The 17,503-nt window shown below is 66.0% G+C and carries 15 protein-coding genes; 9 read left to right on the top strand and 6 right to left on the bottom strand.

Going from position 1 to position 17,503, the window contains the following annotated elements; translation table 11 throughout:
- Window positions 1–215: 215 nt before the first annotated feature.
- Window positions 216–1,700: a hypothetical protein gene (locus QM707_RS08120; RefSeq protein WP_415001347.1), complete on the bottom strand. Its 1,485-nt coding sequence runs from the start codon at window positions 1,698–1,700 to the stop codon at window positions 216–218.
- A 135-nt stretch (window positions 1,701–1,835) separates the two neighbouring features.
- Here QM707_RS08120 and QM707_RS08125 point away from each other — a divergent pair, with 135 nt between their 5' ends.
- The 6 genes from QM707_RS08125 (at window position 1,836) to QM707_RS08150 (ending at window position 6,091) form a co-directional block, all read left to right on the top strand.
- A complete protein-coding gene (locus QM707_RS08125) occupies window positions 1,836–3,884 on the top strand; it encodes a carbon starvation CstA family protein (protein ID WP_415001348.1) in 2,049 nt (682 codons plus the stop codon).
- Window positions 3,871–4,071, top strand: coding sequence for a YbdD/YjiX family protein (locus QM707_RS08130; protein WP_415001349.1), 201 nt, complete (start codon window positions 3,871–3,873; stop codon window positions 4,069–4,071). Before QM707_RS08125 ends, QM707_RS08130 begins: the two co-directional genes overlap by 14 nt.
- Before the next feature lie 81 nt (window positions 4,072–4,152).
- Window positions 4,153–4,494, top strand: a complete 342-nt coding sequence (locus QM707_RS08135) for an ArsR/SmtB family transcription factor (protein ID WP_415001350.1) — start codon at window positions 4,153–4,155, stop codon at window positions 4,492–4,494.
- Window positions 4,491–4,979 carry an ArsI/CadI family heavy metal resistance metalloenzyme gene (locus QM707_RS08140; protein ID WP_415001351.1) on the top strand — a complete coding sequence of 163 codons (489 nt, stop codon included), beginning with the start codon at window positions 4,491–4,493 and terminating at the stop codon, window positions 4,977–4,979. The genes QM707_RS08135 and QM707_RS08140 overlap by 4 nt, the downstream gene beginning before the upstream one ends.
- A gap of 24 nt (window positions 4,980–5,003) precedes the next feature.
- Entirely contained in the window at window positions 5,004–5,396 is a 393-nt protein-coding gene (locus tag QM707_RS08145) for an arsenate reductase ArsC (RefSeq protein ID WP_415001352.1), read from the top strand.
- Window positions 5,396–6,091, top strand: a complete 696-nt coding sequence (locus QM707_RS08150; RefSeq protein ID WP_415001353.1) for an aquaporin — start codon at window positions 5,396–5,398, stop codon at window positions 6,089–6,091. Before QM707_RS08145 ends, QM707_RS08150 begins: the two co-directional genes overlap by 1 nt.
- A gap of 166 nt (window positions 6,092–6,257) precedes the next feature.
- Here the strand turns inward: QM707_RS08150 and QM707_RS08155 are convergent, their stop codons facing one another.
- The 5 genes from QM707_RS08155 to hrpA all read right to left on the bottom strand — a co-directional run bounded on the left by QM707_RS08155 (window position 6,258) and on the right by hrpA (window position 14,976).
- Window positions 6,258–7,796, bottom strand: coding sequence for a M56 family metallopeptidase (locus QM707_RS08155; protein WP_415001354.1), 1,539 nt, complete (start codon window positions 7,794–7,796; stop codon window positions 6,258–6,260).
- On the bottom strand, window positions 7,796–8,185 hold the full coding sequence (locus tag QM707_RS08160; RefSeq protein ID WP_415001355.1) for a BlaI/MecI/CopY family transcriptional regulator: 390 nt from the start codon (window positions 8,183–8,185) through the stop codon (window positions 7,796–7,798). Before QM707_RS08160 ends, QM707_RS08155 begins: the two co-directional genes overlap by 1 nt.
- A 110-nt stretch (window positions 8,186–8,295) precedes the next feature.
- A complete protein-coding gene (locus QM707_RS08165; protein ID WP_415001356.1) occupies window positions 8,296–8,664 on the bottom strand; it encodes a cupin domain-containing protein in 369 nt (122 codons plus the stop codon).
- 36 nt (window positions 8,665–8,700) lie between these two features.
- The gene (locus QM707_RS08170) at window positions 8,701–10,809 is read right to left on the bottom strand and encodes a RelA/SpoT family protein (RefSeq protein ID WP_415001828.1); all 2,109 of its coding nucleotides are present in this window, start codon (window positions 10,807–10,809) and stop codon (window positions 8,701–8,703) included.
- A gap of 198 nt (window positions 10,810–11,007) precedes the next feature.
- Entirely contained in the window at window positions 11,008–14,976 is a 3,969-nt protein-coding gene (gene hrpA / locus QM707_RS08175) for an ATP-dependent RNA helicase HrpA (protein ID WP_415001357.1), read from the bottom strand.
- Between the two features lie 100 nt (window positions 14,977–15,076).
- On the opposite strand from hrpA, the gene QM707_RS08180 reads away from it, so the two are divergent.
- From QM707_RS08180 to QM707_RS08190, 3 genes are all read left to right on the top strand, one after another.
- Entirely contained in the window at window positions 15,077–15,544 is a 468-nt protein-coding gene (locus QM707_RS08180) for a Dps family protein (protein WP_415001358.1), read from the top strand.
- 93 nt (window positions 15,545–15,637) lie between these two features.
- Window positions 15,638–16,864: an acyl-CoA dehydrogenase family protein gene (locus QM707_RS08185; RefSeq protein ID WP_415001359.1), complete on the top strand. Its 1,227-nt coding sequence runs from the start codon at window positions 15,638–15,640 to the stop codon at window positions 16,862–16,864.
- A 27-nt stretch (window positions 16,865–16,891) separates the two neighbouring features.
- The gene (locus QM707_RS08190; protein WP_415001360.1) at window positions 16,892–17,455 is read left to right on the top strand and encodes a GIY-YIG nuclease family protein; all 564 of its coding nucleotides are present in this window, start codon (window positions 16,892–16,894) and stop codon (window positions 17,453–17,455) included.
- Window positions 17,456–17,503: the final 48 nt, after the last annotated feature.

Consider the following 17,503-nt stretch of genomic DNA (forward strand, 5'->3'; position numbering starts at 1 on the left):
CGCAGGACTTGGAAGGCGTGGAGGAATACGGTGAATCTGTGAGCGCCGTCTCGCGCTCATGTGTGAACTATTTACGTATTCATTCCCCAGGGATTCTGCTAGCGCACTCAGGCCGACCTGAGTCGCTGATTGGCGTCAGCCGGAACTCCGACGACAAACGGACCGAACTTTCCAACGGGCATGCGCGCGCGATGGATTGTGCGAGGCGACACGCCCTAAGGCTGCCTCGCCTGCGGCACGCCCTCGGCCTGGCGCAAGCGCGCTTCCATCGCCGCCAGTCGCGCGTTCGAAGCATCGATGGCCTGCGCCGCATTCAGCGCGCGCCGTGCGGCGACGAAGTCGCTGGCGCCGATACGCTCTTCCGCGTAGGCCAACCAGCGTTCGGCCAACTGCAGTCGCGCCGGTACCAGGCGTGTATCGCCCGGATCGATCGCGACCAGGGCTTCCAGGCAGGCTTGTGCGCGACCGAGATCGTTCTCGACGAGTCCTTGCTCATGGCAACTACGCGCCGCGCGGCGGTACTCGTTCTGTACCTTTTTCAGCTCCTCCGATCCCGGTGCGATGGAGGCCGCAACGCGCAGGCGATCCCAGGCGCTGGCGCCGGGCGGTTCGAGAAAATGTTCGGTGCGGATCGCGTCGCGAGCCTCGGCCAGCAGTTGCGGCAACTGCGTCACCTGAGAACGCGTCTGCAGGCGCGCTTGATCTGCCCGCGCCTGGCGCAGATGCCGGCGCGCGGCAGTCAGGCCGGGAAGCTCGGGCGACCACGAACGCGCCTGCGCCAGCCCGCGCTCGGCGCTGGCGAAATCCTGTCGCGCGATCTGTTCGTTTGCGCGCTGCAGCAGTTTGCTCGCGCAGGCCTGCAGACCTTCTCTTGCGACGAGCCTGCCGGCATCGTCGGCCAGCACTTGCTGGTAACGCTTGGCGGCGCGTTCGCATCGCCCGGCACGCTGGTCGCGTTGGGCGGTGCGCAATAGCCCTGCGAGCTGCCGCTGCCGGCGATCGCGCGCTTCGCCCAGCGCGGCCTGCGCCTCCGGCAAGTCGAGATGCGCGGGATCGCGTGCGATCACGGCGGCGACGATGGCTTCGGCCTCGGCCAGACGACGCTGCGTCAACAGGGCCTGCGCACGTTCGAGTTCGCGACCGAGCACCTCGCTTCGGCCTTCCAATGCGATCGCATTGCCGGCATCGACGGCAAGGATGGCCTCGTACGCTTCCAGCGCCTGCTTGGCCGTCGCGCCGGGACGTTGCGCCGCCGCCAGCCATTCGGGCAGGCGCGCGGCCGATCGATCGAGTTCGAGCAAACGTGCCTGCAACGGCTGCAGTTGTTCTTGCGGCACCGACAAGGATGCGGCCAGGCCCAGCTGCGTGCGCGCTTCTTCCAGGCGATGCGCGCGCAGGGCCCGGTCGATGTTGACGAGTACGGCCGCGCGTATCCGCGCCAACCCCTGTTGCGCGGCCAACTGATCCGGATCGGCCGCCAGCACGGCCTCATACAGTTCGCGCGCACCCTTGCCGTCGGCTCGCGTCAGTTCGCCGCGGGCCAGGGCCGCATCGGCGGCCGCGAGGCGCTGGTTCAATCGTGGATCGGGCAACAGGAAACGACCGAGCGGCTCGCGCCAGACCGCCAGCGCGACCGCCGCCGACAATGCGATCGCGGCCGCGCTCCAGCCGAGGAAGCGGGCGGGCGAACGGGGCGCCATCAGCGATTCGGGGGGATCGAAGGCATGCCGCATCTTACGACGCGCCGACCCGCGTCCCGGCGCGATCCCGTGCATCGCGTTTAACGCCGGTTCCGTGGCAGTCTATCGGCCGACTCCCCACCCGACCGGCCGCGCATGCCTTCCGTCCTGAAGAAACTGTTCTGGTGGGGCGTCGCCGCCCTCGCCGCCTTTTGCCTGAGCGTGCTGGCCCTGCGCCGCGGCGAAACCGTCAACGCCGCCTGGGTCATCGGCGCGACGGTCGCGATACAGATGATCGGCTACCGTTTCTACAGCCGTTTCATCGCCGATCGCGTGCTCGGGCTGGACGGTACGCGCGCCACCCCCGCCGTGCGCCGCAACGATGGGCTCGACTACGTGCCGACCGATCGCTGGGTCGTGTTCGGCCATCACTTCGCCGCTATCGCCGGCGCCGGTCCGCTGGTCGGGCCCGTGCTTGCCGCGCAGATGGGCTACCTGCCCGGCCTGCTGTGGTTGCTGTTCGGCGTCGTGCTCGCTGGCGCGGTGCAGGATTTCGTCATGTTGTTCTTCTCGCTGCGGCGCGACGGCAGTTCGCTCGGCGAAATGATCCGCCGCGAGATCGGTCCGGCCGCCGGCACGATCACCCTGATCGGCATCCTGATGATCATGATGATCCTGCTCGCCGTATTGGCCCTGGTCGTGGTGAAGGCGTTGGCGATCAGCCCCTGGGGCACCTTCACCGTCGCGATGACGATTCCTATCGCCTTGCTGATGGGCGTCTACCTGCGCTGGCTGCGCCCGGGCAAGGTGCTGGAGGTTTCCATCATCGGCGTCGTCTTGCTGCTGCTGTCGATCCATTACGGCGGCATCGTCGCCGCCGATCCGCATTGGGGCCCGATGTTCACCTTCGACGGCAAGGCCCTGGCCTGGATGTTGATCGGCTATGGTTTCCTCGCCGCTGTGCTGCCGGTCTGGCTGCTGTTGGCGCCGCGCGATTACCTGAGCACCTTCCTGAAGATCGGCACCGTCGTATTGCTGGCCGGCGCCGTCGTGATCGCGATGCCGCAACTGCAGATGCCGGCGGTGACGCGTTTCGTCGATGGCACCGGCCCTGTCTTCGCCGGCGGCCTGTTCCCTTTCCTGTTCATCACCATTGCCTGCGGCGCGGTGTCGGGATGGCATGCGCTGGTCTCGTCAGGCACGACGCCGAAGCTGCTGGCGAACGAAGCCGATGCGCGTTTCATCGGTTACGGCGCGATGCTGATGGAGTGTTTCGTCGCCGTCACCGCGCTGATCGCCGCCTGCGCCCTGCAGCCCGGCGTGTACTTCGCGATGAACTCGCCGGCGGCGCTGATCGGCACCGACGTGCATTCGGCCGCCGCTGCGATCAGCCAGTGGGGCTTCGTGATCACGCCCGAGATGCTCACGACCACCGCGCACGAGATCGGCGAAACCACCCTGCTCTCGCGCACGGGCGGCGCACCGACGCTGGCGGTCGGCATGGCGCAGATCCTGAACCAGATCTTCTCCGGCGAAGGCATGCTCGCCTTCTGGTACCACTACGCCATCCTGTTCGAAGCCCTGTTCATCCTGACCACGGTGGATGCCGGCACGCGCGTCGGCCGCTTCCTGATGCAAGATCTGGCCGGCAGTTTCTACGCGCCGCTCAAGCGCACCGATTCCTGGGTCGGCAATGTGCTCGCGACCGGGCTCTGCGTGTCGGCCTGGGGTTATTTCCTCTACCAGGGCGTGATCGATCCGCTCGGCGGCGTGAATACCTTGTGGCCCTTGTTCGGCATGGCCAACCAGATGCTGGCCGCCATCGCGCTGACCTTCGCTACCGTCTGCCTGGTCAAGATGAAACGCGAACGCTACATCTGGGTCACCTTGCTGCCGACCACCTGGCTGGTGATCTGCACCCTGAGCATGGGCTGGCTGAAACTGATGCACGAGGACGCGCGCATCGGTTTCCTCGCGCATGCGCGCAAGTTCTCCGACGCCATCGCGCATGGCGAAGTGCTGGCGCCGGCCAAGACCATGGACGAGATGCATCAGGTGTTGCGCAACGACTACGTCAACGCCACGCTGACCGTCATTCTGATGGCCTTGGTGATCTCGCTGGTCGTACTCGGATTGCGCGCCGCGCTTAAGGCCTATCGCGCGCCTGGCATCACCGCGCAGGAGACGCCGCATGTCGCTGCCTGACCTGCTCCGCCGCCTGTGGCGACGCGCACGCGACTCCGCGCGCATCACCATCGGCGTGCCCGACTACGAAGCCTATCTACGCCACGCCCGGCAACATCATCCGGAACGCGAGCCGATGAGCTACGCCGAATTCTTCGCAGACCGCCAGTCCGCGCGCTACCGCGGCACCGGCGGGCGTTGCTGCTAGCCGAAACCTGATGACCGGCGCTGTTGGCCAATTTCCCTAAGGCATGTTGACATATTTCCATATTTCTGGAATATTGGAATTATGAAGACCGCCGATGCTCTTGCCGCCCTGGGTTCGCTCAGTCACGAGTCCCGACTCGCCGCCTACCGTCGCCTGGTCCAGGCCGGGCCGGACGGACTGTCGGTCGGCGAGCTGCGCGATCTGCTCGACCTGCCGCCCGCCACGCTGAGCGCGCATTTGAACGTATTGCGCGCGGCGAAGCTGGTCATCGACCAGCGCGAAGGCCGCGTGATCCGCGTGCGCGCCGACTACACGCAGATGAACGCCCTGCTTGCCTACCTCACCGAAAACTGTTGCGCGGGTGCGGCCGACTGCACCCCGGCGACTGCCTGTACGCCACGAAAGAAAGGAGCCGTCCCATGAATCGCTTCCACGTGCATCTGAATGTCGCCGATCTCGCCTCGAGCATCCGTTTTTATTCCGCCCTTTTCGCTACCGAACCAACCGTCGTGAAAAACGACTACGCCAAGTGGATGCTGGAAGACCCCCGCATCAACTTCGCCATCTCCAATACCGGCCGTAACCCCGGCGTCGATCACCTCGGCATCCAAGTCGACGACGAGCATGGCTTGGCGACGCTTGGCCGACGTCTCGACGCCGCCGGCGGCAGCGTGATTCCGGAAGAAGCGACCGTCTGCTGCTATGCGCGCTCCGACAAACTGTGGACGGAGGATCCGCAAGGTACGCGCTGGGAAACCTTCCATACCTTCGGCGAAGCGACCACCTACTACGCGGGCGAAGCGGCCTGTGCCACCGATGGCGCCGCCTGCACGCCGAACGTGTCGGCGATGAAGCCGCGAGCGGACAAGAGCGGCCCGTGCTGTGCGCCGGCTTCGGTCTGCTGCTAAGCGACCACGACGCGAGACCCCATCGTGAATCCGAAAAAACGCGTTCTGTTCGTCTGCGTCGAGAACGCCAACCGCAGCCAGATGGCCGAGGCCTTCGCACGTCTCCACGGCGGCGAAGCGCTCGATGCGCTGAGCGCCGGTTCGCGCCCTTCGGGTCGCATCAATCCGAAAGCGATCCGTTTCATGGCCGAACTCGGCTATGACCTGTCCGCGCACGCCTCGAAATCGCTGGATGATATCGACGGCGAGTTCGATGCGGTGATCACCATGGGCTGCGGCGACAGCTGCCCCTGGGTTCCCGCCAGGCGTCGCGAGGACTGGAACCTGCCCGATCCGCGCGAGATGGACGACGATGCCTATCGTGCGGTCCGCGACGAGATCTCCTCGCGCGTGAAAACGCTGCTGGCGCAACTCTGATGGCGCTCGGTCGTAAACTCGCGACCGAGGCGATCGGCACGATGCTGCTGCTCGCCTGCGTGGTCGGCTCGGGCATCATGGGCGTACGCCTGTCGCAGGGCAACGATGCGGTCGCGTTGCTGGCTAACGCCGCCGCCACCGCGGCGGCGTTGTATGTGCTGATCTCCATCCTCGGACCGATCTCCGGTGCGCATCTCAATCCTGTCGTGAGCCTGGCCATGCGCTGGCGCGGCGAGATCGGTTCGCGCGACGCCATCGCCTACCTGCTCGTACAGACCGTGTCGGCGATCGCCGGCGTGCTGTTGGCCCACGCCATGTTCGACCTTCCCTTGCTGCAAGTCGGTTCGCACACGCGAACAGGCGCTGGGCAGTGGCTGAGCGAGGCGGTGGCGACCTTCGGCCTGCTGCTGACCATCCTGCTGGCGCGACGGCATCGCCCGACGGCGATGCCTTTCCTGGTGGCGGGTTACATCTTCGCCGCCTACTGGTTTACGGCGAGCACGTCATTCGCCAACCCCGCCCTCACGCTGGCGCGCGCGTTCACCGACAGTTTCTCAGGCATCCGGCTGCAGGACGTCGGCGCCTTTGTTCTGGCGCAATGTGTCGGCGCCGTGTTCGCGCTTGGCATCGCGAAAGTGCTCGATCCGAACTTGCCTACGCCGAAGCTCCTTCCGGAAACGACGCCGCCCGGGTAGCGAAAGCCGTCGCAGAGACGAAGGCGGTGGCGACGCATCGACATCGTCGAGCGACCGATCTGGTGCCTCGCGATGCTCTGCGATCGCTTCCATCTTCGTATCAGTTCGGAATGCAGGCGAAAGGCCCTAACCTACTAACCTGTTAGTAGGTTAGGGCAAAAAAAGGTCAGCGGACAGCAAGGGTATCGAGCTTCCATTGGCGGTTCGTGCGCGTGGCGGTCAGGTCGACGATGGCGATGCCCTCGGGACCTTTGAGCTTCATTCGCAGTTCGGCCGTGCCGCCGGTTTCGTCGGCGTGTATTTCGCCATCCGGGACATCGTGCGAGAGCGCGACCGGCGAACCGGTTTTCGCCAACACACGCGGATCGGCAGCGATGAGTTCGAACAGGCCTTTGGTTTCCGGCACATCCGACAACAGGGGCGGTTCCGGTGGCGGCGGTGGTGCCGGCGGCGGCGGTGGCGCGGGAGGCGGCGGGGGCGGCGGCGGTACGACAGCGCGCGAGAGCTTGTCGACCCAGGCGCGAGTCTTCGCATCGATCGGCAGGGTCTTGCCGTTCTCCTGGTAGAGCTCGGTCAACTTGCCGTTCGCATCGACGCTGGCGCGGTAGAAGCGCTTGCCATCGATCCCGTTCGCGGTGATTTCGCGTACGTCGCCAGGACCGAGCTTGCCATCGTCGCTGGTCGACATGACGTGCAGCTCGGGCATCGCGCCGCCGGCAACGCCGACCTGGATCGCGAGTGCGACGCCGGCGAAGGCGAGCAGGCCGAGCGCGGCCCTCGCGCCCCAGCGCGCCCGCGTGGGTGAATCCGACAACAATCGGGTGATGCGTTGCATGAGTGAGCCCCCTTGGGCGGCAAGTGCAAGACGCGGGGAATGCAGATTGCGCTGGCATTCGAGCGCCGCCAGCGCCTCCGCCAACACGATGGCGTCCCCGCAGGCCGCCACCGCCAGATCGTCGCAGGCGTTTTCGCGTTCCTGCCGGATGCGCCGGCCGAGCCACCACGCCGCGGGGTGGAAGAACAGCAGGGATTCGATCAGGCACTGCAACCCGTTCCACAACCAATCCTTGCGCGCGATATGCGCCAGTTCGTGCGCGATCAGCGCTTCGAGTTGCTCCGGCGGCGTGCGCGTCAGCAGGGACAGCGGCAACCAGATCGCTGGACGAAGCAGGCGCGCGGTGAACGGCACGGCGACATCGGCGGACAGGCGCACGACGATGTCGCGGGCGATGCCCATGCGTTGGCGCAAGGCCTGTACGCTCCGCTGCCAGTCTTCCGGCAAGGGTTGCCAGGGCTGGCGTTCGAGACGACGAAGGTAGTGCAATCCGCCTGCATGCCGAAGCAGCATCAGGGCCACGCCCAGCAGCCAGGCCACCACGACAAGGCCAGCCAACGGTTCCGACTGCTGCGCAAATACACCGGCGCCCAGATCGAGCTTCTGCATGCCGATCATCGGCAACAGCCCGCCTTCGGTTTTGCCGCTCGACACGCCCAGAAAACGGAAGAACTGGAACAACGGCAGCAACAACATCGACAGCAGGAAACCCATCGCCACCGAATGGCGCAGGGCTGCGCTGGAACGCGACATCGCGGACAGCACGCCGGCGGCGGCGAAACCCAGCAAGGCCAGTTGCCACAGCGAATGCAGCAGCGCCGAGGCCAGGGCCGGCGCGATACCGAACTGGGCGACGGACAACGTATCCATCAACGCTTCTTCTTTTTCGCCTTGGCGTCGGCGATCAGACGCGAGATCGCATCGAGGTCTTCCTGGCTCGCCATCTGATCGTCGAGCGCACGCTGCACCAGGGTCAGCGCCGACCCCGAGAAAGCACGGCGCATCAGGTCTTTCAGCAGCGACGCCTGCACCACCGGCTCGGCATGCACGCTGCGGTAGGTATGACTGCGCTCGCTCTCGTCGCGCTGCACCAGCCCCTTCTCGGCCATGATCGTCAGCATTTTCAGCACGGTGGTATAGGCCGTGTCCTTGCCTTTCGACAGCACGGCATGCACTTCGCGCACCGTCATCGGCTCCTTGCGCGACCACAGCACGCGCAGGATCGCCAGTTCGCCTTCGGTGGGATTGGGATGGTCCATCGGATCGCCGCCAGGGTATGTACGGCGATATTAGTACTAATTGATTAGTAGATTGTCAAGCGCCCATGGAAAACCGCTCTGCTACGAGCCCCGACAGGGGTTTCGCGTGCTTAGAGCGCCCGCAGCTGTTCGTCGATCGAGCGGGTCTTTTCGGTTCGCACATCGCCGGTATGCAGGGTGGACTTGCGCTCGATCAGCAGGATCAAGCACTCCTCCTCGGCGATCGGGTTATGCCGGACGCCTTTCGGCACGACGAACATCTCGCCCGGGTTCAGCACCACCGTTCGCTCTTCCATCTCGATGCGGAACACGCCGTCGAGCACGTAGAACAGCTCGTCCTCGCCCTCGTGGCTATGCCAGGCCAGGCTGCCCTCCACCTTCGCGACCTTGACGTAGTTGTCGTCGAGTTCGCCGATCACGCGCGGCGACCAGAGTTCGGTCAGGGCGGCGGCGAGGTCGCGTGGCGAAATGGCGGACATGGCATGCTCCTTCAGACGAGTACCATCTTACGTCATTCAGCCCAGCCGTCTCGCCTCCTGCACGCCGGGCACGGCGTTGAGGCGGCCGAGCAGTTCGCTGAGTTGCTGGAAGTCGTTGACGTTCAATGCGACGCGCACTTCGGCCAGGCCACGCGTCGGATCGACCTGAGAGTTCATGCCGAGGATATTGATCTCGGCCTGCGCGATCAGGTTGGTCAGGTCCTTCAGCAGCCATTTGCGGTCGTAGGCGCGGATCAGCACATTGACCTCGTAACGCGAACCGGCGACACGCCCCCAATTCACCGGCAGCGCGCGTTCGGGCTTCGCGGCGATCAGGCGTTCGACCGCGACGCAGCCCTGGCGATGCACGCTGACGCCGCGCCCCTGCGTGAGATAGCCGACGATGGCATCGCCCGGCACCGGTTGGCAGCAACGCGCCAGCTGCACGAGCAGGTTGCCGACGCCTTCGACGGTGAAGCGGCTGCCGTCTTCCTTGCGCGCCTTGCGCGGTGCCGCGCGCGTGGGCGCCGCTGGTGCGGCATTCTGCGCCTGCGCGTGATCGTGAAGCGCACGACTGACCTGGCTCGGACCGATGTCGCCGAGCGCCAGCGCGACATGCAGCTCCTCCAGCGAGGCGAGGTGGAATTTCTCCAGTACCGGCGCCAGATCGGCCTGCAGCATCGCGATCTTGCGCAGTTCCTTCTCCAGCAACTCGCGACCGGCCTGCAGATTGCGGGCGCGATCGAGCTTGTGGAACCAGGCGCGCACCTTGTCGCGCGCGCGACCGGTGGCGAGGAAGCCATTGGCCGGCAACAGCCAATCGCGGCGTGGTTCGCCGGTCTTGCCGGTGATGATCTCGACGCGATCGCCGCTGCCGGGCTGGAAATCCAGCGGCACGATGCGGCCGTTGACCTTCGCGCCGCGGCAACGATGCCCGACTTCGGTGTGCACGGCGTAGGCGAAATCGAGCACGGTCGCGCCTTTCGGCAAGTCGACCACTTCGCCGCGCGGCGTCAGCAGATAGACGCGGTCTTCGATCAGCTCGGTGCTGAAACCTGCCAGCAACCCGGCTTCGCTTTCCTCGTCGCCATCGCGCGAATCCAGCAGCTGCCGCATCCAGGCGACCTTGCGTTCGAAGCTGGCCTCGCCTTTGCCGCCCTCCTTGTAACGCCAATGCGCGGCGACGCCGAGCTCGGCGTGTTCGTGCATCTCGCGCGTGCGGATCTGCACCTCGAGGTTGCGCCCCTCCGGCCCGACCACGGCGGTATGCAGCGAGCGATAGTCGTTGCCCTTGGGTTGGGCGATGTAATCGTCGAACTCGGACGGGATCGGTGCCCAGAGCTGGTGCACCAGGCCGAGCGCGGCGTAGCAGTCGGCGATGTCGTTGACCAACACGCGCACTGCGCGTACGTCGTAGAGTTCGCTGAAAGGCACACCTTTGCGCTGCATCTTCTTCCAGATGCTGTAGATGTGCTTCGGTCGGCCGGCGACATCGGCATCGATGCCTTCGTCCGCCAGCAGCTTGCGGATGCGGCGTTTCGCTTCCTCGATGAAACGCTCGCGGTCGCCGCGTTTTTCGTCGAGCAGACGGGCGATGCGCTGGTAGGTTTCCGGCTGCAGGTAGCGGAAGGCGAGGTCTTCCAGTTCCCACTTCAATTGCCAGATGCCGAGACGGTTCGCCAGCGGCGCATGGATATCGACGGCAAGCTGGGCCAGCGCCATCTGTTCTTCGCGTGGGGCCTTGCCGGCCGCACGCAAGCGCGCGAGGTGTTCGGCCAGCAGGATCAGGACGACACGCAGGTCACGGATGATCGCCAGCAGCAGGCGACGCAGGCCTTCGGCACTGCCGCGACTCTCGCGCTGGGCATGCAGGCTCCAGACCTGCTCGGCCGCGCGCAGCCCATCGAGCAGCAGTTCCAGGCCAGGCGCTGCCTTCGCGCGTTCAGGCGTGTGCAGGGCACGCAGTTCGGGCGAAAGATGCAGCAAGGCCGCCAACTGCACTTCCGCATCGGCACGCAATCGATCCAGCAATTCGATGACCGGTGCGGCCAGCGCAGGCAAGGCGATGCCTTCGCGCTCGCGCACGGCCGCGACCCAAACCGCAGGCAAGGCAGCCTGCTGGCGATCTAGCCAGTCGGAGAGCAGGAAGTGGGCGGCTTTCGGACTCACGGCAGGGGGCGATGCAGGGACAGCCCCACGCTAGCGGGACTCGTGCGAGGACACAACCCAGGACGGGTTGGTGATTGGTGGTGAGTGGTGTCCGGCAGTTCGTAGCCCAGGTTGAGGAATGAACCCGGGGGAAATTCTCCGCATGGACAACCCCGGGTATCGCACCGACGGCGCTCAACCCGTGCTACGGCTCAAGCCTTCGAGCTGCTTAGCCAAGCGCTTGTGCGAGACCGGACGCCGTGTGCCCAGCTCCTGCGCGAAGGTCTGCACCCGCAATTCTTCCAGGTCCTGGCGGAACTCCTGCCAGGCCTCGCGCCCGCCCTGCCCCGTTTCGCGTGCGCGTTCCAGCGCCTCGGCATACGGTCGCAGTTCCAGCAGCCGCGCCTGGTCCTTCACCGGATCGGCCAGGGCACGCTCGCCGCGCAGCTTCAGTGCCTTCAGATAGCGCGGGTATTCGGCCAGCAGGCTGGCCGGCGTTTCGCGCAGGAAACCCGGGTGCACGAGGCTACGCAGATGCGTGGCGATGTCGTCGAGATTGCCACGCGCCCAACCCATCAACGGCGATTCGAGCCGGGGCTTGATCTCGGCGTACAGGGCCAGCACGGCTTCGGCCAGCTGCAGGCGTTGCATGGCTTCGGCGAACAGCTCGCGACCGATCTTTGCCACCAGAGCATCGAAGGCGGCCTTGTCGCGAATGCCGTGCAACTCGCCGCCGAGCGCAGCGGCCAAAGCCGCTTCGACGATATCGGCGCGCAGACGCTCCGCGCTTTCGATCGCCGCATACAACAGACCGAGCTTCGGCGACACCGGCAACTGCTTGCGCGACTGCTTCACCTTCTCGGCCAGCGCGAACTCGGCCAGGCGCCGCACGCCGCGCCGATGCTGCTCGCGCGCCTCGACCGGATCGGCGAACACGCGCAGGGCCACGGTGTCGCCGTCGTCCACCAGCGCTGGATACGCGGGTACGCCGGCCGCACCGGGGATTTGCGCGGGAATCGACTGGTGGGGAAATTCGTGCAGGCCTTCGCGTGCGAGGCGCTCGCCGGCCTGTTCGGCAAACGCACGTTCGGCGCGCTCGCCGAAACGCTGCCTCAGTTCATCGAGATTGCGCGACATCGCCAGCACGCGGCCGCGATCGGCCAGGCGCAGGTTCATGCGCAAGTGCGGCGCCAGTGCCTGTTCGTCGAAATCCAACGCCGTCACCGGCGCACCGGTCGTGCGCGTCAGGAAACGCGACAGCGTGCCTTTGAGGTCGTCGGCATCGGCTTCGCCGCCGGCGCTACGCGTCGAGGCCGGATAGGCTTGCACGAAGGCGCGGGCGAAATCCGGGGCCGGCACGTAGTTGCGGCGCAGGGCTTTCGGCAAGGACCGGATCAGCTCGGCGGCCTTCTCGTCCACCAGGCCCGGCACCAGCCAGCTCAGTCGCGCGGGGTCGAGCGCCTTGAGCAGATGCAGGGGAACATCGAGCGTGACGCCATCGTCTTCGGCGGCGGGTTCGAAACGGTAATGCAGCGCCAGCCTCGCATCGCCGAGCGCGAAATATTTCGGGAAACGATCCGCTTCGCTGCCTTCGCCCGGCAACAGGTCGGCCAGCGACCATTCCAGCGATTTCTTCTTCTCCGGCGCCAGCTTCCCATACCAGCTGTCCAGGCCCTGCACGCTGTTGATCTCGGGCGGCAGGCGGTCGAGATACCAGCGCGCCTGCCAATCCTCGTCGGCGATCAGGCCGGCACGACGCTGCTTGGCCTCTTCTTCCTGCGCCTTCGACAACGTGGAGAGATTGCGCGCCACGAACGCCGAGCGCGTATTGATCTCACCCGGCAACAAGGCCTGGCGCACGAAGATCTCGCGCGATTCGACCGGATACAGGCCGCCGTAGTGCACCGGCTTCTTCGGCGCCAAGACCAGGCCGAACAGGCTGATCTGCTCGGAACCAAGCACCCGTCCCTGCGCGCGAGACCAGTGCGGATCGAAGTGTTTGCGTGCAAGCAGGTGCGACAGTTCGGCGATGACCCAGTCGGGCTCGATCTTCGCCGCCATCAGGCCCCAGACTTTCTGGGTATCGAGCATGGTGGCGACCAGCAACCATGCGGGAGGCGTTTTCGACAACGAAGACCCAGGGAAGATCTGGAACTTGCGCTGGCGCGGCGCGTCGTAAAGCCCCTTCTCGCTGCGATGTCCGATCTGGCTCGGCAGGCCGGCGATCAACGCACGATGCAACAAGGTGTAGAAGCTGGTGTCATCGCCGCCGCGCAGTCGGGCCGTTTCGCTCTCATCGACAGACGCAGGCGCCTCCTCCCACTTCAGCTCCTCGCAACTCAGCCGCAGCTGGCGATGCAGCTCGCGCCATTCGCGCATGCGCAGGAAGCCGAGGTAGTGCTTCTCGCACCAGCCTCGCAGTTTCGACTGGGTCAGGTCTTCGTGCGCCAGGCGATACGCTTCCCAAAGCTTCAGCACGCCGAGGAACTCGGAAGTCGGATCGGCGAAGGCCGCATGCGCCTGGTCGGCGGCCTCGCGCGCATCGGCCGGACGCTCGCGCGGGTCCTGGATGCCGAGGAAGGCGGCAATCACCAGCATCTCGCGCAAGACGCCATGCTGGCGCGCAGCGATGAGCATGCGCGCGAGCTTGGGATCGATCGGCAGCCGCGCCATCTCGCGGCCGATCGGCGTCAGGCGACGTTCGTTGCCCTCGCCCGCCGCCACAGCGCCGAGTTCCGAGAGCGTCTGCCAGCCATCGCTGATCGCGCGAGGATCGGGCGGGTCGATGAAGGGGAAGTCCTCGACGCGACCCAATCCGAGATCGAGCATGCGCAGGATCACGCCTGCCAGCGAGGCGCGCAGGATCTCCGGATCGGTATAACGCGGACGCGATTGGAAATCCGCTTCCGAATACAAGCGATAGCAGGTACCGGCGGCGACGCGGCCGCAACGGCCCTTGCGCTGGTCGGCGCTGGCCTGCGAGATCGGTTCGATATGCAGGCGGTCGAGTTTCTGTCGCGGCGAATAGCGCTTCACGCGGGCGGCGCCGGGGTCGATCACGTAGCGGATGCGCGGCACCGTCAACGAGGTCTCGGCCACGTTCGTCGCCAGCACGATGCGGCGCTGCGGCCCCGGCTGGAAGACGCGGTCCTGGTCTTTCGCCGACAATCGCGCATACAGGGCCAGCACTTCGGTATTGCGGTACTTGCGCCGCGACAGGGCCAGGTGCGCATCGCGGATTTCGCGTTCGCCCGGCAGGAAGACCAGGGTATCGCCGAGAGGATCCTCGCGCGTGATCTCGTCCATCGCCGCGACGATGGCGTCGTTCATCGTGCGGTCGCCACGACGCGTTTCCTCGGAACCGCGTCCGGAAAGATCGCCTTCGCCCACTTCCTCCAGCGGTCGGTAACGCACGTCGACCGGATAACTGCGGCCCTCGACGCTGAGCACCGGCGCATCGTTGAAATGCTTCGCGAAACGCGAGGTGTCGATCGTCGCCGAGGTCACGATCAGCTTCAGGTCGCGGCGCTTGGCCACGAGCTGTTTCAGGTAACCGAGCAGGAAATCGATGTTGAGGCTGCGCTCGTGCGCCTCGTCGATGATCAGCGTGTCGTAACGCGACAGCCAGCGATCGCTCTGGATCTCGGCCAGCAGGATGCCGTCGGTCATGAATTTGACGTAGGTCTGCTCGCCGACGTTCTCGGTGAAGCGCACCTGGTAACCGACGGCCCCGCCCAGCGGGGTCTTCAGCTCTTCGGCCACGCGCCGCGCCACGGCGCGCGCGGCGATGCGGCGCGGCTGCGTGCAGCCGATCAGGCCGGCGACGCCGCGGCCGGCCGCCAGGCAGAGCTTGGGCAACTGCGTCGTCTTGCCCGAGCCGGTTTCGCCGGCGATGACGACGACCTGGTGCTGGCGGATCAGCCCGATGATGGTCTCGGCTTCGCGACTGATGGGCAGGTCGTTGTCGAACTCCGGGACGGGACGTTGCGCTTCGCGCCGCTCGCGTTCGGCCACCGACGCCATCAGCGCTTGCACGAAGGCCGCCCGCAAGGCGTCGTCGCCCGGCTTCTCGCGCAAGCGGGACTGCATGCGGCGCAGCCGGCCTTGGTCCCGGCTCAGGGCCAGGTCGAGGCGCGGCGTGGCGGGGGCTTCCGGGCGACTCATGTCCGATAGGAAACGTCGATGGGAAGCATCGAAAACAGGGATTTCACAGGCATAGGATACGGTTGTAGGCTGGATTTTCCCATTCGCCCGGAGAACTGACATGAAGATCGACATCGGCATCGCCTCCAAGGACCGCAAGCAGATCGCCGACGGCCTCGCGCGCTTGCTGGCCGATACCTACACGCTGTATCTCAAAACGCACGGCTTCCACTGGAACGTGACCGGACCGATGTTCAATGCCCTGCACTTGAGCTTCATGACGCAGTACAACGAGCTGTGGCTGGCGCTGGACGAAATCGCCGAGCGCATGCGCGCGCTGGACCACTTCGCACCGGCCTCCGGCGCGCAATACGCCAAGCTCAGTTCGATCAAGGAAGAGACCGGCGTGCCGGACTGGAAGGGCATGGTGCAGCAGCTGGTGACTGGCCACGAGACCTGCGCGAAGACCGCGCGCGAGCTGTTCAAGCGCGCCGACGAGGCCAACGACCAGCCGACCGCCGACCTGGCGACGACACGCATGCAGGCGCACGAAAAGACGGCCTGGATGCTGCGCTCCCTGCTGTCCTGAGCGCGCCCCGCGCGCGGCTTGCGCCTGCCGCGGACGCTGCCTAGGATGCCTTGGCGCCCTCGCGCCGCCTTCGTCAACGAACACAGGTTCCCGATGGATTTCGCCCACTCTTCCCGCGTCGAAGCCCTCCGGGCCCAGCTCGAAACCTTCTTCGCCGAACACATCGTGCCGAACGAGCGGGCTTACCTCGAGGAAGTTCAGAGCAACCGCCGCGCCGGCAATGCCTGGCAGGCGCTGCAGACGATCGAAAAACTCAAGCCGCTGGCGCGGAAGTCCGGTCTGTGGAACCTGTTCCTGCCGCGTTCGGAACGCGCGCCGCAGGGCCTGTCGAACCTGGAATATGCCCCGCTCTGCGAAATCATGGGCCGCGTGCCCTGGGCCGCCGAAGTATTCAACTGCTCGGCGCCCGATACCGGCAACATGGAAACGCTGGAACGCTACGGCAACGAGGCGCAGAAGGATCGCTGGCTCGAACCCCTGCTGGCCGGCACAATGCGCTCGGCTTTCCTGATGACCGAACCTGCCGTCGCCTCGTCGGATGCGACCAATATCCAATGCTCGATCCGCCGCGACGGCGATCACTACGTCATCGACGGCCTGAAGTGGTACGCATCCGGCGCCGGCGATCCGCGCTGTTCGCTGTTCCTGGTGATGGGCAAGACCGATCCGACGGCGCCCACGCACCAGCAGCAGTCCATCGTCCTGGTGCCGGCCGACAGCGCCGGCATCGAAGTGAAGCGCCCGCTCGGCGTCTTCGGCTATGACGATGCGCCGCATGGGCACATGGAAGTCGAACTGCGCGGCGTGCGCGTGCCGGCGACGAACCTGTTGCTCGGCGAAGGCCGCGGCTTCGAGATCGCACAAGGCCGCCTCGGCCCCGGCCGCATCCACCATTGCATGCGCACGATCGGCGCGGCCGAGCGCGCGCTGGAGTTGATGTGCAAACGCGTGCAGACCCGCGTGGCCTTCGGCAAGCCGGTGGCCGACCAATCCATCTGGCACGAGCGCATCTCGCAATCGCGCTGCCTGATCGAACAAGCGCGCCTGCTGACGCTGAAAGCCGCGTCGATGATGGACAGCGTGGGCAACAAGGCGGCGCGCGCCGAGATCGCGATGATCAAGGTCGTCGCACCGGCGATGGCCTGCCAGATCATCGACTGGGCCATCCAGGCGCACGGCGCCGCCGGCGTCAGCGAGGATTTCCCGCTGGCCTATCTGTATTCGATGATCCGTACCCTGCGCATCGCCGACGGCCCCGACGAAGTGCACCACGGCACGATCGCCAAGCTCGAACTGGCGCGCTGGCGCCCCGCCGACTGACCGCCCGGCGAAAGCGGCGTTCGCGCCATGGCCCAGGGCTACGTCTATCTGTTGCCCCTGCACACCGAGGATTGGTTGAAGCTCGGCATCTCGAACGACCCGCTGCGCCGTGCGCGCGAATTCAGCCGCCGCTTCCACGAGGCCTTCGATTTCGATCGCGCCCTGCTGGTCGAAACCGAATCGCAGAAAGACGCCGCGGCGATCGAACGCCGCTTCCGCAAAGAGTTCGCCGTGCATCGCGCACCGATGCCGTTGACGATCCGGCTGGAGGCCGGTGGCTATACCGAGTGGTATCGCGGCGCCTATCCGTCACTCAGCACCGCGGCGATGCAATTGGGTGAAGCGGGACATCGATTGCACCAACCGGCGCGCGAGTGGTTCAAGCAGGCGCTGACATCGCGACGCAACGAACTGCACGACTGGGCCAGCGAAGTGCTGCGCCAGCACGGAATCGACCCCGACCGACCACTGCGCGACCCGCTGCCTGCGGCGGCGCATTCGCTATTATCCGATGCGCTCGATGCGTACCGTCATTTCGGCGTGGACGTCAGTGCGCGACTGCCGGTGGCGTTGCGAGGCAACTTATCCTGAGCGAGAACGGATGCAGGCTGGGCTGAAGAGCCCAGCAAGATCCGTAGC

This window comes from Arenimonas sp., assembly GCF_047602345.1.
Lineage (GTDB): Bacteria > Pseudomonadota > Gammaproteobacteria > Xanthomonadales > Xanthomonadaceae > Arenimonas.